This is a genomic window from Thiococcus pfennigii (assembly GCF_016583835.1).
Classification (GTDB): Bacteria; Pseudomonadota; Gammaproteobacteria; order Chromatiales; family Chromatiaceae; genus Thiococcus; species Thiococcus pfennigii.
Window position 1 is genome coordinate 38,406 of record NZ_NRRW01000024.1, and the last position, 18,222, is coordinate 56,627.

Here is an 18,222-nt window from a genome sequence, read left to right on the forward strand (position 1 = left end):
GACCGAGCGCGATGGGCTTTTCCGATGCCGACCTCCAGGCCATCTGGCTGACCCTGCGACTCGCCGGGCTGGTCACGATCTTGCTGCTGCTGATCGGCACCCCCATCGCCTGGTGGTTGGCGCGCACCCGCTCGCGCTGGAAGGGGCCCGTCGGCGCAGTGGTCGCCCTGCCGCTGGTGCTACCACCGACAGTCCTTGGCTTCTACCTGCTGCTGGCCATGGGGCCGAACGGCCCCGTCGGCCAGCTTACCCAGGCACTCGGCATCGGGCTATTGCCCTTCACCTTCTGGGGCCTCGTCGTCGCCTCGGTCTTCTATTCGATGCCCTTCGTGGTGCAGCCGATCCAGAACGCCATCGAGGCGCTCGGCGAACGACCGCTGGAGGTCGCCGCCACGCTCCGCGCCGGTCCCTGGGACCGCTTCTTCAGCGTGGTGCTACCGTTGGCGCGACCGGGCTTCCTCACCGCCGCTATCCTCGGCTTCGCCCACACGGTCGGCGAGTTCGGCGTGGTGCTGATGATCGGCGGCAATATTCCAGGGGCGACCCGCGTCGTCTCGGTACAGATCTACGACCATGTCGAGGCGATGGAATACGGCCAAGCCCACTGGCTGGCGGCAAGCATGGTGGTCTTCTCCTTCCTGGTGCTGCTGGCGCTCTATACCCTCAACCCCCGCCAACGGACGTTCTGACGCCGATGACACCATCGGTCTGGCCACACAGCCCGTCCCGTCGGGGATCCTGATCACGGCCCTGGGCATGATCCTTCTCATCTCCGCAATCAAGGTGTCTCAGCATGCCCACTGAGCGACATGCGCTCGCCGCCGACGCCCTCGGCTCCGACCAGATCCGGGCGCGCTTCCATCTCGACTACGCGGAATTCTCGCTCGATGTGGATCTCCAACTGCCGGGGCGCGGGGTCACGGCCCTGTTCGGCCACTCGGGCTCGGGCAAAACGACCCTGCTGCGGCTCATCGCCGGACTGATCCAGGTCCGCGACGGCCATCTCAAGGTCAATGGCGATGTCTGGCAGGACGGGCGGACATTTCGACCGACACATCAGCGCCCGCTCGGCTATGTCTTTCAGGAGGCGAGCCTGTTCCCGCACCTGAGCGCGCGCGGCAATCTGGCCTACGGGATGAGGCGCGTGGGCAACGCCATGGATCGCCAAGCGCTGACGCAGGCCGTCGAGTTGCTCGGCATCGCCCACCTGCTCGAGCGCCGTCCGCACCAACTCTCGGGCGGCGAGCGGCAGCGCGTGGCCATCGCCCGCGCCTTGGCGGTCCAGCCACGGCTGCTGCTGATGGATGAGCCACTCGCGGCGCTCGATCTCAAGCGCAAGCTGGAAATTCTGCCCTATCTGGAGCGGCTGCACGACCAACTGGAGATCCCTGTGCTCTATGTCAGCCACGCGCCGGACGAAGTCGCCCGACTGGCCGACACGGTCGTACTGATGGAAGAGGGCCGGGTGCGCGCGCTGGGTCCGGTAGCCGACGTGTTCAGCCGGCTCGATCTGGCGCTAGCCCAGGATCAGGAGGCGAGCGCCATCATCGAAGGGGTCATCCTCGGTCACGATGTCGACTATGCGCTGACGCACTTGGGGATTCCAGGTGGGCGCCTGACCGTGGCGCGTGTCGATCGTGAGATCCATGATTCGGTGCGCGTGCGCATTCATGCGCGTGACGTCAGTCTCGCCCTCGACGAGCCGGGCACCTCCAGCATCCTGAACATCCTGCCAGCCCGCATCCTGGAGATGCGCGAGATCGAACAGGCCCAGGTCCTGGTCAAGCTCTGCACCGGCGCCAGCAAGGCGACGCCCCTGCTCGCGCGCATCACCCGCCACTCGCGCGACCGGTTGCGCCTGCGGGAGGGACAAGAGGTCTTCGCCCAAGTCAAGGCCGTAGCCCTGATGGACTGAGGAACGATTCAACCCATAAAGCGACAGTTGGACGGTGCCCGAGGTGCGCCGCGCGGGGGCGTATTCGGGATTTCGATGACTTGAAGCGATGATGAAGCGGTCAAGCGCCGTTTTCAGATTCAAGTGGCGCGCTCATCGTCCCAGAGGTCATCCTGCTCCCGAGGCGGATCGCCGCCGCACCGGGCGAGGTGCGAGGCTTCGGCTGGCGCCGCCCATGGGCGCGCAACCCAGGCGGCGGTTGTCATGAGTCCTCGTCGGTTACACCGGGCGGATGCTGGGGCTCGGACAGGCTCCCGCAACGCGCCGGTTCCAGCATCTCCGCCGCAGCCGTCATTCGCGACGCCGCCAGCATCGCACTCGACGCGACCTGGGGACCGCAATAAAATCTTCACTTGCCTGTATATTTTATTGACGGTATATATTCCCATGGAGATTCGACCAACCGAGCTCTTCGGTGCCCTCTCCCACGAGACCCGCCTGCGGTGCCTCGTGCTGCTGCTCCGGCACGAAGAGTTGTGCGTCTGCCAGCTGACCGAGGCCATCGGCGCAGCGCAACCGCACATCTCCAGGCACCTGGCCCAACTGCGCGAGGTCGGACTGGTCGTCGATCGGCGCGAGGGGCTGTGGATCCACTACCGGGTCAATCCGGGGATCCCCGCCTGGGTCGAGGGGGTCCTGCGCGAGACCCTGCGCGGCGTCGCGCACCTGGGGCCGTTCGCCGACGATGATCGCGCGCTGGCCAGGATGCCGGCCCGTCCCAGCACCGCGCGTTGCGCCTGAGCCCGAGCCGCGCTGGCTCGGCGCACCCGGTCACCGCTTCATCGTGAGGAGTCACGGGAAGGTCGCATGAGCCAAGAGACCTACAACGTCCTGTTCATCTGCACCGGCAACTCGGCACGCAGCATCCTCGCCGAGCGCCTCATCGAGCGCTGGGGGGGCGGTCGCTTCCGCGGCTTCAGCGCCGGCAGCCACCCCCGGGGCGAGGTGCACCCGCTGGCACTGGAGGTGCTGCGGCGCAACAACTATTCGACCGAGGGACTGCGCAGCAAGGATTGGGCGGAATTCGCCCAGCCGGACGCCCCGGCCATGGACTTCGTCTTCACCGTCTGCGACAAGGCCCGCGGTGAGCTCTGTCCGGTCTGGCCCGGGCAGCCGATGACCGCCCACTGGGGCACGGCGGACCCGGCCACCGTCGAGGGCGACGAACTGACCCGGCTCAACGCCTTCCGCACCGCCTTGCGCGAGATCGAGAATCGCATCAAGATCTTCGTCGCCCTGCCCTTCGCCTCGCTCGACCGACTCAGGCTCCAGCGAGAGATCGAGCGCATCGGCACGACCTGAGCGCATCGACCGGCGGCACTGCCGCCCCATGGGGTCGCCCGCGACCGGCCAGGCGCTCCATGGCGCGCGCCTGGCCGGTCGCACCGTCTATCAGGCGTCCTCCGCTCGGGCCACCCTGCGGCCGACCGGGACATTGGCCTCGTACCAGCCCTTGGTGCGATTGACCACTCGCACGACCAACAGCATCACCGGTACCTCGATCAGCACCCCGACCACGGTCGCAAGGGCCGCACCGGACTGGAAGCCGAACAGCGCGATGGCCGCCGCGACCGCGAGTTCGAAGAAGTTCGAGGCCCCGATCAGCGCCGAGGGACAGGCGACGCTGTGCCGCTCCCCGACCGCCCGGTTGAGCAGATAGGCGAGCGACGAGTTGAAGAAGACCTGGATCAGGATCGGCACCGCCAACAGGGCGATGATCAGCGGCTGGCGGAGGATCTGCTCGCCCTGGAACGCGAAGAGCAGGACCAAGGTCAGGAGCAGCGCGACGATCGAGGCGTGCCCGAGCCGCTCGAGCGTCGCGTCGAGGCGCCCCTGCCCCTGCGCGAGCAGGTGCCGGCGCCAGAGCTGGGCGATGATGACCGGCACGACGATGTAGAGCACCACCGAGGTCAGGAGGGTGTCCCAGGGCACCAGGATCGACGACAGGCCGAGCAGGAGCCCCACGATCGGCGCGAAGGCGAAGATCATGATGACGTCGTTGAGGGCGACCTGCGACAGCGTGAAGTAGGGATCGCCCCCGGTCAGCCGGCTCCAGACGAAGACCATCGCGGTGCAGGGCGCGGCGGCGAGCAGGATCAGCCCGGCCACATAGCTGTCGAGCTGCTCGGGCGGCAGCCAGTCGGCGAAGAGGACGCGGATGAAGAGCCAGGCCAGCAGCGCCATCGAGAAGGGCTTGACCGCCCAGTTGACGAAGAGGGTCACGCCGATCCCCCGCCAATGCGCGCGCACCTGGCCCAGCGCGCCAAAGTCGACCTTCATCAGCATCGGAATGATCATCACCCAGATCAGCAGGCCGACCGGTAGATTGACCTGCGCGACCTCCAGCTGACCGAGGAACCGAAACGGCGCCGGCACGAGCTGGCCGAGGCCGATGCCGACCAGGATGCAGAGGGCGACCCACAGGGTCAGCCAGCGCTCGAAGACGCTCATCGGCGCCCCGGCGGCCTGCTTGACGGAGACGTCGCATTGCACCGACATGGCATCAGCCCCCGGCGCCCGGGGCGAGCCCCAGCGCCTCGGCGACGGCCGGGACCAGCCGCGCGCGGATCGCCTCGCGCACCGCGATGAAGGACTCCAGCGGCTCGCCGTGCGGATCGTGGAAAGGCAGGTGCAGGCGCGGCACGGGGCGCGGGAAGACCGGGCAGACCTCGTTGGCCTTGTCGCAGACGGTGACCACCAGATCGATCGGCTCGTCGATCACGGCCTCCACGTCCTTGGGCACCAGACCATCGGTCGGCAGGCCGATCGCGCGCAGCGCGGCGAGCGCGCCATCGGCCACGCGGGGCTGCGGCCGGGTGCCGGCGGAGCGCGCGCGCACCCGCCCGGCCAGGTCGTGGTTGAGAAGCACCTCGGCCATCTGCGAGCGGCACGAATTCCCGGTACAGAGGACCAGGACCGTCGGCGGGGCTTTTTGCATGGGGATTCCTCTGGCAGCGTGCAAAACGGCAACGCCGCCGATTATATTCCCATGGCCATATATACGAGAGCGGATATACAGGACGGCGCGAGGGCTCCGACCGCGATGCGGCGCAGCCGCCGCCGCGGCCGCTCAGAGGTGTTGGCGCACCCAGGCGAGGAGCGAGGCCAGGTCCATCGCGCCGGCGGTGCGGGCCACCTCGCGGCCGCCGCGGAAGACGGCCAGCGTCGGGATGCTGCGGATGGCGAACTGCATCGCCAGCCCCTGGGCCTGCTCGGTATCGACCTTCACCAAGCGGGCACCCGGCTCCAGCGTGCGCGCGGCCTCCTCGAAGATCGGCGCCATCATCCGGCAGGGCGCGCACCAGGGCGCCCAGAAGTCGACGACCAGTGGCAGATCGCTGCGCCCCAGGTGCGTGGCGAAGCGGCGTTCGTCGAGCGCCACCGGGGTCCCCGCGAAGAGGGGGGCGTGACACCGGCCGCACTTGGCGCCGGCGGCGAGCCGCGCACGCGGCACGCGATTGACCGCATCGCAGTGCGGACAGACGACATGGACACTCTCGCTCATCCCAACCTCCCCCGATTCACTCGCCGAGACACTCGCGCGACAGGCTCCCCGCGGTCGACGCCGCGGCCCGACCGACGGTGCGCCGCCTTGATTCGCCCGAACAAGGCGCCTATTTTGCTCGCCTGATTTTTCCTCAAGAGCTTCGGGAGCGACAAGTCTCATGGCCGATTCACCCTTCATCGTCACAGTCACCGCGCAGACCTTCAGCCAGGATGTCCTCGAGGCCTCCTACCGGGTCCCGGTACTGGTCGACTTCTGGGCCGACTGGTGCGCCCCCTGCAAGGCGCTGATGCCGCTGCTCGCGAAGCTGGCCAACGAATATGGCGGCAAGTTCATCCTCGCCAAGGTCGACACCGAGGCGGAACGCGACCTGGCCGCCTACTTCGGCATCCGCAGCCTGCCGACGGTCCAACTGTTCAAGGACGGCCAAGCGATCGACCAGTTCATGGGGGCCCTGCCGGAGGCGCAGATCCGCGACTTCCTCGACCGCCACATCCCCCGCGCATCCGCCGGGCTGGTGGAGCGCGCCCAACAGCTGCTGCGCGCCGGCCGCCTCGACGAGGCCGCCGCCGCGATCGCCGAGGCGCGCGAGAAGGACCCGGAGAACGCCCGCCTGCACCTGGCCGAGGTGCGCCTGACGGCGGCCCGCGGCGACACGGCCGAGGCCGAGGCGCTGCTCGAGCGAGTCCCGCTCGAGCTGGCCCACGACCCCGAGGTGGCGGCGCTGCGCGGGGAACTGCGCTTCTCCAGCATCCTCGCCGGCGCCCCGTCGGCCGAGGCGCTGCGCGAGCGCCTCGCGGCCAACCCGAAGGACAGCGAGGCGCGCTACCAGTCGGCCGCCCATCGGGTCGTCGCCGGCGACTACGAGGGCGCGCTCGAGGAGTTGCTCCAACTCCTGAAGAGCGACCGCGCCTGGGGCGAGGACGCCGCGCGCAAGGGCATGGTCATGGTCTTCGACCTCCTCGGCGGCGAGGGCGAACTCGTCAAGCGCTACCGCAACCGCATGACCGCGGTCCTCTTCTGACGAAGCGCGCCGAGTCCGGGTTCGGCGATCGGTACGCGCGCCTCGCCGGCACCGGTGGGAGCCCGCTTGCGGGCGATCGGCATTGCCATCGGACCGTGGGGATCGCCGGCAAGCCGGCTCCTACGGGGCGCAGCGCTCCCTGGTCGCGCTGTTCCGCTTCGCGACCTCAGCGACCCGGTCCGCCGCCGTTTCGGTGGATGTGGTCTTCGAACAATGTGCCTTCGGTGCGCAGGAGGTCGCCTTAGGAGGATCAGAAACGACGAAACGCGCGAAACGCTGCCCCGGGGACATCCTGTTCAAGGAGCAGCGCTTTCGGTCAGCCGCTCGGTGTGCTGGTCGATGTCGGTCGCCAACCCAAAGATCGAGCAGAAACGTTCCGTCAACCAGTGTCTTTCGCGTATTTCGTAGTTCTTATTGAATCTTACACATTATGCGAAGACCGCACCCGTTTCGATTGTTCTTGCATCGTCACTCGGGCTCGGTCGGCGGCTCGCCCGGCTCCGGATTGATGACGCCGAAACGGGCCGGGATGTGGGCGTAAGGGGCCCGAAGGCCGGCCTCGCGGACCAGTTCGAGCAGGCGTGCGGACTCGGCGTCCGAGACGATGAAGTCCACTTGCACCGGCAACGCCCCGGCCAGTTCGAAGAAGCGGCTCTCGTGAAGCTGGTGATGACGGCCGAAGCCGCCAATCGCCCGGAAGGCCGACCCGCCGCGGATGCCGAGCCGATTGGCCTGCTCGAGCAGCCACTCCCAGGCCAGCCGACCATGGCAGCGCTGATCCTCGTGCAGGTAGAAACGGATGAAGCAGCCGTCCACGGTGGTCACCTCCGAATCGGTTGGCATGGATCCGTCAGCCGCCGAGCTGGCGCACCCAGGCAACGCTGACGATGCCGGCGACGGTCGCGAGGACCGCGCCCGCGACGTGCAGCGCAACGGCCATCAGGGCCCACGACGGCCGGCCCTGCTGCAAAAGCGTGACGATCTCGGCCGAAAAGGTCGAGAAGGTCGTGAGCCCGCCGCAAAAGCCGGTGATGACGAACAGGCGCCACTCGGGGGCGAGCGCCGTCATGGTCGCGAAGAAGCCGATCGCCAGGCCGATCAGGTAGCCGCCGATCAGATTGGCGGCCAGGGTGCCCGGCGGGATGGTCGGGAAGAGGGCATTGAGCTTGGCGCCCAACTGCCACCGTAAGACGGCCCCGAGGGCGGCGCCGGCGGCGATGGCGAGCACGGATCTCCACATGGACAGGTCCTGGCGACGGTCGCCGGCGACACGCGATGCGCCGGCCGGCGGTAAACTGACGACGCGGGCCGATCGAACACTCGGAAGGGTTCGAAAACAGCCGACACAAGCGCGAACGACAAGAAACTACGAAATACACGAAAGTCGCGAAAAGACAGCAGGTGCTCCTGTGTTCATCCATCCTTTTCGCTTATTCCGCGTGTTTCGTAGTTCCAAGAAGAGCCTCCGGTCGTTCTTGAATCGTCACCAAGTAACGAGTGAAAAATCAAGTGGCGCGCGCGACCATGGGGGCGGGGTCCCGTCCGCCTGGCGGCCCAGAGGTACGCCCCCCGTTGTTCTGGAACCGCCCATGAGGCGAACGCGGTGCAGTCGGCGAGGACCGCTACCGCTCCCCCGCCCGAGGTGCCTCGGCGATTCTCCCACGGCCCGCGAGGCGGCGAAAGGCCGCCCGGACAGCGACACAACCAGATGATCCAGATCACCCCCGACATCGCCGTCGACGAACGCGACCTCGAGGAGCGCTTCGTGCGCAGCCCGGGACCGGGCGGGCAGAACGTCAACAAGGTCGCGACCGCGGTCCAGCTGCGATTCGACCTGGGCGGCTTCAGCGCCCTGCCCGAGGACGTGCGCGAGCGACTGATCCGCCTCGCCGGGCGGCGCGTCGGCAACGACGGCATCCTGACCATCGAGGCCCACCGCTTCCGCACCCGCGAGCGCAATCGCGCCGATGCCCTGGAGCGCCTCGCCGAACTGATCCGACGCGCCGGCCGCGCCCCGACGCTGCGCAAGCCGACCCGCCCGACCCGCGCGGCGAAGGAGCGACGCCTCGCCGGCAAGCGTCAGCGCGCCGCGACCAAGCGCCAGCGCGGGACGCCCGTCGACGACTAGCACGAACGGTCCGCACAGCGGACCCTACAGGGCTCATGCGACCTACGGGCTCGCGCAGAGACGCAGAGGCGCAAAGTGAAGAGAAGGCATTGGTCGATGTCACCAGTACGCCCCTCTTCTCCTTCTCTGCGCCTTTGCGTCTCTGCGCGATATCTCTTTTTCGGGTGCGAGGCCGTCGGGTTAGGCGCGCCGCAGTCCGACAGCGGCCTCAGTGCGGCCGGCGCCGCTCGCGGTGCTGTCGACGGCGTGCCAGGGTCCAAATCGGACCCGAGACGGCATATACCAGGAAGCCCGAAAAAAGGACGACAGGGGGGTTGATCGAGACGACCGCGAAGGTCAGCATGACGAGCACGGCCAGGATGAAGGAGACGCGGCCGCGCAGCTCCAGGTCCTTGAAGCTGTAGTAGCGGAAGTTGCTGACCATCAGCAGCCCGGCAGTCCCGGTCAGCAGCGTCGCCGTCAGGGCGACGAACCACAGGTCGCGCGGGACGCCGTAGACGTCGCCGATCCAGACCCCGCCGGCGACGATCGCCGCGGCCGACGGGCTCGGTAGGCCCTGGAAATAGCGCTTGTCGGCGATGCCGACCTGGGTGTTGAAGCGCGCCAGGCGCAGCGCCGCGGCGGCCGTGTAGACGAAGGCGGCGAGCCAGCCGAGTTGGCCGGCGGTCTCGAGCGTCCAGTGGTACACGACGAGCGCCGGGGCGACCCCGAAGGCGACCATGTCCGAGAGGCTGTCGTACTCGGCGCCGAAATCGCTCTGGGTGTTGGTCAGACGGGCGATGCGCCCGTCGAAGCCGTCGAGGACCATAGCCGCGAAGATCGCCAGGGCCGCGGCCTCGAAGCGCCCCTGGTCGGCGGCGAGGATCGCGTAGAAACCGGCGAACAGGGCGGCGGTCGTGAAGAGGTTCGGCAGCAGGTAGATGCCACGGCGGCGTTTCGGCGGGATGAGCGGCTCTTCCATCGATGCAGGGGTCCCCAGGCCAGCAGGCGTCCGTCAGTATAGCCGCGCCCGCCCCAGGGGAAAAAGCCGGACAAGCCCGGATGCGCTGCGCCTGCCGTTCGGGCTGTAATGACCGCCAGGCACAATGGCGCCTGCCCGGATCGAGGCCAACCGCCAGACATCGGCCCGTTCACAGGTCGCAACCGATCCACCGCCCGCATCGGACCGCCGCCAGGCGCCACCGTCAGATCCCGAGGAGCCATGGCATTGCAGCAGACCAAGCCCGCCCCGCCCGACGCCGACAAGCGCTGGAAGCTCGTCAACGCCGCAATGCGCCGCAACGGCTACGCCGGCCACGCCCTGATCGAGGCCCTGCACGCGGTGCAGGACGCCTTCGGCTATCTCGACGAGACCTCGCTGCGCTTCGTCGCCGAGTCGCTCGACCTGCCCCCGAGCAAGGTCTACGGCGTCGCGACCTTCTACCACCTCTTCACCCTCAAACCCAAGGGTCGCCACGCCTGTGTCGTCTGCACCGGCACGGCCTGCTACATCAAGGGCGCCGGGGGGCTGATCGAGGGCGTCGAGCAGGGCTTCGGCGTCGTCCCGGGCGAGACGACGCCCGACGACCGCCTCTCGGTGCTCACGGCGCGCTGCGTCGGCGCCTGCGGCCTGGCCCCGGCCGTGGTCCTCGACGGCGCGGTCCTCGGCAAGCAGACGCCCGACGCGCTGGTCGCCGAATTGAACAGGCTGGAGTGAGCCATGCACCTGGATGACATGTTCGAGCGCGCCGAGGAGTACCGGGCCGAGAGCGCCGGCGTCGAGCACGAGGTGCGCGTCTGCATGGCGGCGAGTTGCCAGTCGTCCGGCGCCCAGCCGGTCTTCGCCGCGCTGAGCGAGGGCGGCCAGGGCGACGCGTGCCGGGTCAAGGCGGTCGGCTGCATGGGCCTGTGCTCGGCCGGCCCGCTCGTCGCCGTGGCCGAGGTCGCCGCGCCCAACGAGGCACCGGTCCTCTACCGCGACGTGCGCGCCGCCGATGCGCCCGACATCCTCGCGAGCGTCGGCCGGCAGCCGGTGGAACGGTTGCGCTGTCCGACCGATCAGCCCTTCTTCACCCGCCAGCAGCGGATCGTGCTGGCCAACGCCGGCATCATCGACCCGGACAGCTTCAAGGGCTATGTCGCCGCCGGCGGCTACTTCGCGCTGATCCAGGCCCTCACCGAGATGACCCCGGCCGAGGTCGTGCAAGAGGTGACCAAGAGCGGCCTGCGCGGGCGCGGTGGCGGCGGCTACCCGACCGGTCTCAAGTGGTCGACGGTCGCCAAGATGCCCCCCGGGCAGAAGTACGTGATCTGCAACGCCGACGAGGGCGACCCCGGGGCCTTCATGGACCGCGCGGTCCTGGAGTCGGACCCCCACCGCATCCTCGAGGGGATGGCGATCGCCGCCTATGCGGTCGGCGCCAACAAGGGCTACGTCTACGTACGCGCCGAGTACCCGCTCGCCGTCGAGCGCATCGCGACGGCGATCCGCAAGGCCAAGCGCGCTGGCTTCATGGGCAACCGCATCGCCGAGACCCAGTTCAGCTTCGACGTCGAGATCCGCCTCGGCGCCGGGGCCTTCGTCTGCGGCGAGGAGACGGCGCTGATGGCCTCGATCGAGGGCCTGCGCGGCCAGCCGCGACCTCGCCCGCCCTACCCGGCCCAGGCCGGCCTGTGGGGCTATCCGACCCTGATCAACAATGTCGAGACCTACGCCAACATCGCCCCGATCATCCGCGAGGGCGGCGACTGGTTCGCCGACATCGGCACCGAACGCTCGAAGGGCACCAAGGTCTTCGCGCTGGCCGGGACGATCCGCAACACCGGCCTGATCGAGGTGCCGATGGGCACGACGCTGCGCGACATCATCGAGGTGATCGGCGGCGGCATCCCCGGTGGCAAGGCCTTCAAGGCGGTGCAGACCGGCGGCCCGTCGGGCGGCTGCCTGCCGGCGGCGATGCTCGACATCCCGGTCGACTACGACAGCCTGCGGGAGCTCGGCACCATCATGGGCTCGGGCGGCATGATCATCATGGACGAGACCTCGTCGATGGTCGACGTGGCGCGCTACTTCATGGAGTTCTGCATGAGCGAGTCGTGCGGCAAGTGCGTGCCGTGCCGCGCCGGCACCCTGCAGATGCACGGCCTGCTCGACAAGATCGCCAAGGCGCGGGGCTCGGCCCAGGACCTGGCCCTGCTCGAAGAGCTCTGCGACATGGTCCAGGCGACCAGCCTGTGCGGCCTCGGCCAGACCGCGCCGAACCCGGTCCTGAGCACGCTGCGCTACTTTCGCGAGGAGTACGAGGAACGGCTGGCCGCAGCGCAGGTCTAGGACCTGACGAACGGCCCGGCCTACCGCTGGCCGCCGCCCCCAGCCGAGCGCGTCCGCCATCTCCGGAGCCGATCGATGCCCATCCCTGCCCCGCCCACCAATGTCCGCGTCGTCACCTTCCAGATCGATGGCCGGGATTACTCGGCCCGCGAGGACGAGACCATCATCGAGGTCGCCCGCGAGAACGGCATCCCGATCCCGAGCCTGTGCTACCTCGAGGGGCTGAGCACCTGGGGGGCCTGTCGGCTGTGCCTAGTCGAGCTCGCCGGCTCACCGCGCCTGGTGGCCGCGTGCGCGACCCAGGTCGCCGAGGGCCTGCAGATCTACACCGATACCCCGCGCCTACAGCGCTACCGGCGCACGATCCTCGAGCTCCTCTTCGCCGAGCGCAACCACGTCTGCTCGGTCTGCGTCTCCAATGGCCACTGCGAACTCCAGGCCCTCGCCCAGCGCTACGGCCTCGACCACGTCCGCGTGCCCTACCGCCACGTCGCCTACGAGGTCGACGCCTCGCACGAGATGTTCCGCGTCGACCACAACCGCTGCATCCTCTGCACCCGCTGCGTGCGCGTCTGCGACGAGGTCGAGGGCGCCCACACCTGGGACGTCATGGGCCGCGGCAGCGACTGCCGGGTCATCACCGACATGAACCGCCCCTGGGGGGCGAGCGACACCTGCACGAGCTGCGGCAAGTGCGTCCAGGTCTGCCCGACCGGGGCGCTGGTCAAGCAGGGCACCTCGGTCGGGGAGATGACCAAGGACCTCCACTTCCTTCCCTACATCACCCGCAGGAGGCACAACCGATGAGCGCCCCGGCGAAGAACCCGGCGAAGATCAGGGTGGCCACCGCCTGGCTCGACGGCTGCTCCGGCTGCCACATGTCGTTCCTCGACCTCGACGAGCGCCTGATCGAGCTGGCCCGCCAGATCGAGATCGTCTACAGCCCGCTCGTCGATACCAAGACCCTGCCCGAGCAGGTCGACATCGGGATCCTCGAGGGCGCGATCAGCAACGAGGACGACCTGGCCCGGGCGCAGGAGTTTCGACGTCGTTGCAAGCGGCTGATCAGCCTCGGCGACTGCGCGGTGACCGGCAACGTCCCGGCCCTGCGCAACCACTTCAAGCTCGCCGACGTCATCGATCGCGCCTACCGCGAGACGGTCACGCTGCACCCGCAGCTCCCGACCCGGGACGTGCCGGCCCTGCGCGAGACCGTGATACCGGTGCACGCCGCCGTCGCCGTCGACCTCTTCATCCCCGGCTGCCCGCCGTCGGCCGAGACCATCTGGCACGTCCTCGGCGAGCTCCTCGCCGGGCGCACGCCAAGGCCGAGCGACCTGACCCGCTTCGGGGCCTGAGCCGAGCGCCATCACCTGAGCCACCATCAGGGGCCACCATCCGGGGACCACCGCCATGAGCCGCACCATCACCATCGAGCCCGTCACCCGCATCGAGGGCCACGCCCGCATCACATTGCAGCTCGACGACGCCGGCAAGGTGAGCGACGCCCGCTTCCATCTGACCCAGTTCCGCGGCTTCGAGAAGTTCTGCGAGGGCCGCCCCTACCGCGAGATGCCGGCGCTCACGGCGCGCACCTGCGGCATCTGCCCGGTGAGCCACCTGCTCGCCTCGAACAAGGCCTGCGACGATCTCTTGAGCGTCGGCATCCCGGCCACGGCCGAGCGGCTGCGGCGGGTCATGAACCTGGCCCAGCTCGTCCAATCGCACGCGCTGTCGTTCTTCCACCTCTCCTCGCCTGATCTCCTGCTCGGCTGGGACTCGGACCCGGCCAGCCGCAACATCTTCGGCGTCATGCAGGGCCACCCGCAGCTCGCGCGCGACGGCATCCGCCTGCGCCAGATCGGCCAGCAGATCATCGAGATGCTCGGCGGCAAGAAGATCCACCCGACCTGGGTCGTGCCCGGCGGCGTCAACGAGCCACTGACGGCCGAGAAGCGCGATGCGATGCTCGCGCTGCTGCCCGAGGGGCTGGAGATCGCGAAGGAGAGCTACGCCTTCTTCAAGACCCTGGTGCCCAAATTCCATCAAGAGGCGCGCCACTTCGGCGACCTCCAGACCCTGTTTCTGAGCCTGATCACGCCCGAGGGGGATCTCGAGCACTACGACGGGCTGATCCGCATCACCGACGCCCACGGCCACATCCTCGAGGACATGGTGCCGCCAAGCGAGTACCAGCGCCTGATCGGCGAGGCGGTCGAAGACTTCTCCTACATGAAGTTCCCCTACTACAAGCCGCTCGGTTACCCGCGGGGCATCTACCGGGTCGGCCCGCTGGCGCGACTCAACAATGCCGAGTCGTGCGGCACGCCCTACGCCGACGTCGCGCTGGCCGAATTCCGCACGCTCCAGGAATCCGGGCCGATCAGCAGCAGCTTCCACTACCACTACGCGCGGCTCGTCGAGATCATCTTCGCGCTGGAGATGATGAAGCGCCTGCTCAAGGACCCGCAGATCCTCGACCACCGGGTGCGCGCGCGCGCCCGCAGCAACCAAAACGAGGGCATCGGCGTCGCCGAGGCCCCGCGCGGCACCCTGATCCACCACTACCGGATCGACGACGAGGGCCTCCTGACCTGGATGAACCTGATCATCGCGACCGGCCACAACAACCTGGCGATGAACGCGAGCATCCGCCAGGTCGCCGAGGCCTACGTCGACGGCGCCAACGTCCAGGAAGGCATGTTGAACCGCGTCGAGGCCGTGATCCGCTGCTACGACCCCTGCCTCTCGTGCGCTTCGCACGCCTTCGGCCAGATGCCGCTCCAGGTCGACGTCGCCGACCCGACCGGGCGGATCCTCGCCACCGTGCGGCGAGGCTGAGCGGTGTTGGCACCCTCCGATACCCCGGTGCGCCGCGCGCTCGTCATCGGCTACGGCAGCCCGATCCGCGGCGACGACGCGATCGGCCCGCTCGTCGCCGAGCGCCTCGAACGCGACGGCGTCCCGGCCGGGGTCACCATCCTCGCCCGCCACATCCTCACCGCCGACCTCGTCCCCGACATCTGCGCCGCCGACCTCGTCATCTTCATCGACGCGACCCCCGACGGCGAACCGGGCGAGATCCACTGCCGCCCGCTCGCCGCCGACCCCACGACCATCGCCCCGATGGCCCACGCCCTCGACCCCCGCGAGCTCCTCGCCTGGGCCGCCGCCCTCTACGACCACCACCCGCCCGCCTACCTCGTCTCGACCCCCGGACACAGCTTCGCATTCGCCCACTTCGGGCTCAGCGAGCCCGTTGCCGGGGCGGTCGAGGCGCTGGCCGCGCGGGTGCGCGGGTTGATTGCCGAGCCGCCCGGCATCGATGGACAACCGGTCGTCTCGAACGCCTTCGGTGACGGCTCGATGACGAGTTGATCGCGGTCGAATCGGGACGGCGCGCCCAGATCACGGCCTCTCTGCCCGTCTCAGCCGGGCAAGATTCCGGCTCTTTCCGAATCCGGCCTTCTCATGCGGGCCCGCTTCGTAACGCAAAGGGGGATGACGGCCGATCGTGCCAAGCTCGGCTCGGTCTACCTGGCGAAGATTGTCCGGAGTAGCGCATGCAGCAAGTCGATATCCACGAAGCAAAGACCCAACTGTCCCGGCTCATCGATCAAGCCAGTCGCGGCGAGGAGGTCATCATCGCCAAGGCCGGTATACCCGTCGCTCGCTTGACCGCCATCCCGCCGGCGCGTTCAGGACGCCGATTCGGTACCCTGGCGGGACGGGCGCGGGTCGACGAGCGGTTCTTCGAGCCCCTGCCCGAGGCCGAGCTGAGCGCCTGGGAGTAAGGGATGCGCCTGTTGCTCGATACCCACGCCCTGCTGTTCGATACCTTAGGGATCATGCGGCTATGGTAGCCATTGCAGGCCACGCAAGTCCCTGGGTAACAGGTCCCGGGGTCCTACTTGTCCGGTACGGGAGAAATGCCGTAACCGGCAACTGAGCGGCGTTCTTCTCCGCCCGCGCGCGATGCGGACAATGGCTTCTGTCATCGATCACGACAGGAGACCACCATGGCCACGACCACCCGCGTGCGACGCAGCCGCGCCGACTGGCAAGCCCTCATTTCGCGCGCTGAGTGCAGCTCGCTGAGCACCGCCGCCTTCTGCGCGGCCGAGGGCATCAGCACCACCAGCTTCTACCTTTGGCGCAAGCGCCTGCGCGGCGTGGCTCCGAGCGTGCCCGAGCCGCGTGGGCCGACCCCTGAGTTTCTCGATCTCGGCCGGCTGTCGAGGCCGGCGAAGACGGATACCGCATCCTGGGACCTTGAGCTCGACCTCAGCGACGGCGTCGCGCTGCGCCTGAGGCGTGGGTAATGTTCTTCCCCGAAGGTCGCGTGCGGGTCTTTCTCCACGGCCGCCCGGTCGACATGCGCAAGTCCTTCACCGGGCTGATCGCCCTGACCCAGCAGGCATTGGCTCAGGATCCGCTGTCGGGGCATCTGTTCGTCTTCGTCAACCGCCGCGGTGATTATCTCAAGGCGCTCTACTGGGACCGCAGCGGCTTCTGTCTGTGGTGCAAGCGCCTGGAGCGCGGGCGCTTGATCAGTGATTGGCGCCGAGGTCAGGATCGGGAGCTCGATGTCACCGGTTTGCGGCTGCTGTTGGAGGGCATCGAGCCGGCGCGACGGCGTTTGCGCTATGCACGAGAAGGTGAAAAGAGAACCGCAATCTGGTAGAATTTCCTCATGACATCAGAGGCTTGTGACATCTTCGACGCCCCGCCGGAGTGGCCCGCCGAGCGCGCGGAATTGCTCGCGCGCATCGCCCAGCTCGAGCAGCAGCTGGCCTGGTTTCAGCGCCAGATCTTCGGCGAGAAGTCCGAGCGTCGCCATGGCGAGCCACCCCCTGAGCAGATGTCTCTCGGCGAGGGACTTGGTCGCCCCGAGGCGCCACCTGCCGCCAGCGCCCCGGTCGGTGCCCACCAGCGCCGCCGGCCCCGCCGTGAAACGGCCGAGGACAATGGCGAGGAGCCGTTGTTCTTCGACCCCGAGCGGGTGCCGGTCGAGGTCATCTTGGTGCCCAATCCCGAGGCCGAAGGGCTCGCCCCCGAGGACTACGAGGTCATCGGCGAGAAGATCAGCCACCGCCTCGCCCAGCGCCCGGGCAGCTACGTCATCCTCAAATACGTGCGCCCGCTGATCAAGCGCAAGGACGATCAGAGTCTGCACTGCCCGCCGGCCCCGGTGGGCGTGCTCGAAGGGGGGCGGGCCGATGTCAGCTTCCTCGTCGGGCTGGTCATTGATAAGTTCCTCTATCACCTGCCGCTGTATCGCCAGCATCAGCGGCTGCTCGCCGCCGGCGTCGAAGTCAGTCGCCAGTGGCTGACTCAGCAGGTGCTGGCCGTGGCCTGGCTGCTGGCCCCGATCGTGGCCGCCCAGTTGAGCGGGATCCGCGCCGCGCGGGTCAAGGCGATGGATGAGACGCCGATCAAGGCCGGGCGCCAAGGGCCGGGGAAGCTCAAGCGGGGGTATTTCTGGCCCATCTGGGGCGATACCGATGACGGTGGGGGCGGCGATATCGTCTTCCTTTACCGACCCTCGCGTGCCGCGATGCATGTGCGCGAGGGGCTCGGGGACAAGCGGGTATCGGGCGAGGTACTCATCAGCGATGGGTACGAGGTCTATGCGCGCTATGCCGAGCGCACGGGCCTCATTCATGCCCAGTGCTGGGCGCATACCCGACGCACCTTCGAGCGCGCCAAGGACATCGAGCCCGCCGCCACGGCCGAGGCCCTGGAGCGCATCGGCGCCCTCTACGCCTGCGAGAAGGCGATCCGCGAGCAGGGCCTACGGGGCGAGGCCAAGCGCGACTATCGCCTCACCCACGCCAAGCCCGTCGTCGAAGACTTCTTCGCCTGGGCCGAGGCCCAGGTCGAGCGCGCCGCGCTGCTGCCGAGCAATCCGCTCACCAAGGCGCTGCACTACGCCCTACAGCGCCGTGAGGCCTTGCGCGTCTACCTCGACGACCCCGATGTGCCGATCGACACCAACCACCTCGAGCGTGCCCTGCGCCCGATCCCCATGGGGCGCAAGAACTGGCTGTTCTGCTGGACCGAGGTCGGCGCCGAGGCCGTCGCCACCCTCCAGAGCCTGATCGTCACCTGCCAGCTGCACGACATCGACCCCTACGTCTACCTCGTCGACGTGCTCCAGCGCATCGACCAGCATCCGGCCTCCGAGGTCCACCTGCTGACCCCGCGGCTGTGGAAGCCGCAGTTCGCCGACAACCCGCTGCGCTCGGACCTCAGCCGATCGGCGCCGGCGACGCAATAACGCCGCTCAGTTGCCGGTTAC

Annotated in this window: 22 protein-coding genes; 16 read left to right on the forward strand and 6 right to left on the reverse strand. The window is 68.5% G+C overall.

From position 1 onward, the window contains the following. Positions 1–11: 11 nt before the first annotated feature. The 4 genes from modB to CKO41_RS09785 all read left to right on the forward strand — a co-directional run bounded on the left by modB (position 12) and on the right by CKO41_RS09785 (position 3,256). Positions 12–689 carry a molybdate ABC transporter permease subunit gene (gene modB, locus CKO41_RS09770; RefSeq protein ID WP_200251398.1) on the forward strand — a complete coding sequence of 226 codons (678 nt, stop codon included), beginning with the start codon at positions 12–14 and terminating at the stop codon, positions 687–689. A 104-nt stretch (positions 690–793) separates the two neighbouring features. Then, positions 794–1,915: a molybdenum ABC transporter ATP-binding protein gene (modC, locus tag CKO41_RS09775; protein WP_200382025.1), complete on the forward strand. Its 1,122-nt coding sequence runs from the start codon at positions 794–796 to the stop codon at positions 1,913–1,915. Between the two features lie 426 nt (positions 1,916–2,341). Continuing rightward, positions 2,342–2,695, forward strand: a complete 354-nt coding sequence (locus CKO41_RS09780) for a metalloregulator ArsR/SmtB family transcription factor (protein WP_200251400.1) — start codon at positions 2,342–2,344, stop codon at positions 2,693–2,695. A 66-nt stretch (positions 2,696–2,761) separates the two neighbouring features. After that, positions 2,762–3,256 carry an arsenate reductase ArsC gene (locus tag CKO41_RS09785; protein ID WP_200382026.1) on the forward strand — a complete coding sequence of 165 codons (495 nt, stop codon included), beginning with the start codon at positions 2,762–2,764 and terminating at the stop codon, positions 3,254–3,256. 90 nt (positions 3,257–3,346) lie between these two features. Here CKO41_RS09785 and arsB read toward each other — a convergent pair whose 3' ends face one another. The 3 genes from arsB to trxC form a co-directional block, all read right to left on the reverse strand. Next, positions 3,347–4,453 (reverse strand): ACR3 family arsenite efflux transporter, encoded by a 1,107-nt coding sequence (gene arsB / locus CKO41_RS09790; protein ID WP_200382027.1) that lies wholly within the window; start codon positions 4,451–4,453, stop codon positions 3,347–3,349. 4 nt (positions 4,454–4,457) lie between these two features. Beyond that, positions 4,458–4,892 (reverse strand): arsenate reductase ArsC, encoded by a 435-nt coding sequence (locus CKO41_RS09795; protein ID WP_200382028.1) that lies wholly within the window; start codon positions 4,890–4,892, stop codon positions 4,458–4,460. A gap of 132 nt (positions 4,893–5,024) precedes the next feature. Beyond that, the gene (gene trxC / locus CKO41_RS09800; protein WP_200382029.1) at positions 5,025–5,459 is read right to left on the reverse strand and encodes a thioredoxin TrxC; all 435 of its coding nucleotides are present in this window, start codon (positions 5,457–5,459) and stop codon (positions 5,025–5,027) included. A gap of 160 nt (positions 5,460–5,619) precedes the next feature. Between trxC and trxA the strand changes: the two genes are divergently transcribed. Next, positions 5,620–6,483, forward strand: coding sequence for a thioredoxin (gene trxA / locus CKO41_RS09805; protein WP_200382030.1), 864 nt, complete (start codon positions 5,620–5,622; stop codon positions 6,481–6,483). A gap of 468 nt (positions 6,484–6,951) precedes the next feature. Here trxA and CKO41_RS09810 read toward each other — a convergent pair whose 3' ends face one another. Both CKO41_RS09810 and crcB read right to left on the reverse strand, forming a co-directional pair. Further along, positions 6,952–7,326, reverse strand: coding sequence for a putative PII-like signaling protein (locus CKO41_RS09810; RefSeq protein ID WP_207143956.1), 375 nt, complete (start codon positions 7,324–7,326; stop codon positions 6,952–6,954). A 7-nt stretch (positions 7,327–7,333) separates the two neighbouring features. Next, complete coding sequence (gene crcB / locus CKO41_RS09815; protein WP_200251410.1) at positions 7,334–7,723, reverse strand: fluoride efflux transporter CrcB; 390 nt, start codon at positions 7,721–7,723, stop codon at positions 7,334–7,336. A 468-nt stretch (positions 7,724–8,191) separates the two neighbouring features. Between crcB and arfB the strand changes: the two genes are divergently transcribed. Continuing rightward, on the forward strand, positions 8,192–8,611 hold the full coding sequence (gene arfB / locus CKO41_RS09820) for an alternative ribosome rescue aminoacyl-tRNA hydrolase ArfB (RefSeq protein WP_200382031.1): 420 nt from the start codon (positions 8,192–8,194) through the stop codon (positions 8,609–8,611). Between the two features lie 208 nt (positions 8,612–8,819). On the opposite strand, the gene pssA is transcribed toward arfB, so the two are convergent. Further along, positions 8,820–9,572: a CDP-diacylglycerol--serine O-phosphatidyltransferase gene (pssA, locus tag CKO41_RS09825; protein WP_200254558.1), complete on the reverse strand. Its 753-nt coding sequence runs from the start codon at positions 9,570–9,572 to the stop codon at positions 8,820–8,822. 240 nt (positions 9,573–9,812) lie between these two features. Here pssA and hoxE point away from each other — a divergent pair, with 240 nt between their 5' ends. The 10 genes from hoxE (at position 9,813) to tnpC (ending at position 18,201) form a co-directional block, all read left to right on the forward strand. Continuing rightward, complete coding sequence (hoxE, locus tag CKO41_RS09830) at positions 9,813–10,307, forward strand: bidirectional hydrogenase complex protein HoxE (protein WP_200254560.1); 495 nt, start codon at positions 9,813–9,815, stop codon at positions 10,305–10,307. A 3-nt stretch (positions 10,308–10,310) separates the two neighbouring features. Beyond that, on the forward strand, positions 10,311–11,921 hold the full coding sequence (locus tag CKO41_RS09835) for a NuoF family protein (protein WP_200382033.1): 1,611 nt from the start codon (positions 10,311–10,313) through the stop codon (positions 11,919–11,921). A 75-nt stretch (positions 11,922–11,996) separates the two neighbouring features. After that, positions 11,997–12,728 carry a bidirectional hydrogenase complex protein HoxU gene (hoxU, locus tag CKO41_RS09840; protein ID WP_200254564.1) on the forward strand — a complete coding sequence of 244 codons (732 nt, stop codon included), beginning with the start codon at positions 11,997–11,999 and terminating at the stop codon, positions 12,726–12,728. Then, complete coding sequence (locus CKO41_RS09845; RefSeq protein ID WP_200254566.1) at positions 12,725–13,279, forward strand: NADH-quinone oxidoreductase subunit B family protein; 555 nt, start codon at positions 12,725–12,727, stop codon at positions 13,277–13,279. Before hoxU ends, CKO41_RS09845 begins: the two co-directional genes overlap by 4 nt. Before the next feature lie 55 nt (positions 13,280–13,334). Continuing rightward, the gene (locus tag CKO41_RS09850) at positions 13,335–14,762 is read left to right on the forward strand and encodes a Ni/Fe hydrogenase subunit alpha (RefSeq protein WP_200382035.1); all 1,428 of its coding nucleotides are present in this window, start codon (positions 13,335–13,337) and stop codon (positions 14,760–14,762) included. A gap of 3 nt (positions 14,763–14,765) precedes the next feature. Further along, positions 14,766–15,299, forward strand: a complete 534-nt coding sequence (locus tag CKO41_RS09855) for a hydrogenase maturation protease (protein WP_200382037.1) — start codon at positions 14,766–14,768, stop codon at positions 15,297–15,299. Between the two features lie 185 nt (positions 15,300–15,484). Next, positions 15,485–15,715, forward strand: coding sequence for a type II toxin-antitoxin system Phd/YefM family antitoxin (locus CKO41_RS09860; RefSeq protein ID WP_200255446.1), 231 nt, complete (start codon positions 15,485–15,487; stop codon positions 15,713–15,715). Positions 15,716–15,940: 225 nt separating this feature from the next. Beyond that, complete coding sequence (tnpA, locus tag CKO41_RS09865; RefSeq protein ID WP_200382040.1) at positions 15,941–16,243, forward strand: IS66 family insertion sequence element accessory protein TnpA; 303 nt, start codon at positions 15,941–15,943, stop codon at positions 16,241–16,243. Beyond that, positions 16,243–16,605: an IS66 family insertion sequence element accessory protein TnpB gene (gene tnpB, locus CKO41_RS09870; RefSeq protein WP_200382042.1), complete on the forward strand. Its 363-nt coding sequence runs from the start codon at positions 16,243–16,245 to the stop codon at positions 16,603–16,605. The genes tnpA and tnpB overlap by 1 nt, the downstream gene beginning before the upstream one ends. A gap of 9 nt (positions 16,606–16,614) precedes the next feature. After that, positions 16,615–18,201 (forward strand): IS66 family transposase, encoded by a 1,587-nt coding sequence (gene tnpC, locus CKO41_RS09875; protein WP_200382044.1) that lies wholly within the window; start codon positions 16,615–16,617, stop codon positions 18,199–18,201. Positions 18,202–18,222: the final 21 nt, after the last annotated feature.

Excerpts from the sequence above, each read along its gene's own strand:
- CKO41_RS09785 (WP_200382026.1), top strand. The coding sequence starts at position 2,762 with ATGAGCCAAGAGACCTACAACGTCCTGTTCATCTGCACCGGCAACTCG.
- tnpA (WP_200382040.1), top strand. The coding sequence starts at position 15,941 with ATGGCCACGACCACCCGCGTGCGACGCAGCCGCGCCGACTGGCAAGCC.
- modC (WP_200382025.1), top strand. The coding sequence starts at position 794 with ATGCCCACTGAGCGACATGCGCTCGCCGCCGACGCCCTCGGCTCCGAC.
- arsB (WP_200382027.1), bottom strand. The coding sequence starts at position 4,453 with ATGTCGGTGCAATGCGACGTCTCCGTCAAGCAGGCCGCCGGGGCGCCG.
- trxC (WP_200382029.1), bottom strand. The coding sequence starts at position 5,459 with ATGAGCGAGAGTGTCCATGTCGTCTGTCCGCACTGCGATGCGGTCAAT.
- CKO41_RS09810 (WP_207143956.1), bottom strand. The coding sequence starts at position 7,326 with ATGCCAACCGATTCGGAGGTGACCACCGTGGACGGCTGCTTCATCCGT.
- arfB (WP_200382031.1), top strand. The coding sequence starts at position 8,192 with ATGATCCAGATCACCCCCGACATCGCCGTCGACGAACGCGACCTCGAG.
- CKO41_RS09835 (WP_200382033.1), top strand. The coding sequence starts at position 10,311 with ATGCACCTGGATGACATGTTCGAGCGCGCCGAGGAGTACCGGGCCGAG.
- CKO41_RS09795 (WP_200382028.1), bottom strand. The coding sequence starts at position 4,892 with ATGCAAAAAGCCCCGCCGACGGTCCTGGTCCTCTGTACCGGGAATTCG.
- tnpC (WP_200382044.1), top strand. The coding sequence starts at position 16,615 with ATGACATCAGAGGCTTGTGACATCTTCGACGCCCCGCCGGAGTGGCCC.
- tnpB (WP_200382042.1), top strand. The coding sequence starts at position 16,243 with ATGTTCTTCCCCGAAGGTCGCGTGCGGGTCTTTCTCCACGGCCGCCCG.
- CKO41_RS09860 (WP_200255446.1), top strand. The coding sequence starts at position 15,485 with ATGCAGCAAGTCGATATCCACGAAGCAAAGACCCAACTGTCCCGGCTC.
- CKO41_RS09845 (WP_200254566.1), top strand. The coding sequence starts at position 12,725 with ATGAGCGCCCCGGCGAAGAACCCGGCGAAGATCAGGGTGGCCACCGCC.
- pssA (WP_200254558.1), bottom strand. The coding sequence starts at position 9,572 with ATGGAAGAGCCGCTCATCCCGCCGAAACGCCGCCGTGGCATCTACCTG.
- modB (WP_200251398.1), top strand. The coding sequence starts at position 12 with ATGGGCTTTTCCGATGCCGACCTCCAGGCCATCTGGCTGACCCTGCGA.
- hoxU (WP_200254564.1), top strand. The coding sequence starts at position 11,997 with ATGCCCATCCCTGCCCCGCCCACCAATGTCCGCGTCGTCACCTTCCAG.
- crcB (WP_200251410.1), bottom strand. The coding sequence starts at position 7,723 with ATGTGGAGATCCGTGCTCGCCATCGCCGCCGGCGCCGCCCTCGGGGCC.
- hoxE (WP_200254560.1), top strand. The coding sequence starts at position 9,813 with ATGGCATTGCAGCAGACCAAGCCCGCCCCGCCCGACGCCGACAAGCGC.
- CKO41_RS09850 (WP_200382035.1), top strand. The coding sequence starts at position 13,335 with ATGAGCCGCACCATCACCATCGAGCCCGTCACCCGCATCGAGGGCCAC.
- trxA (WP_200382030.1), top strand. The coding sequence starts at position 5,620 with ATGGCCGATTCACCCTTCATCGTCACAGTCACCGCGCAGACCTTCAGC.
- CKO41_RS09780 (WP_200251400.1), top strand. The coding sequence starts at position 2,342 with ATGGAGATTCGACCAACCGAGCTCTTCGGTGCCCTCTCCCACGAGACC.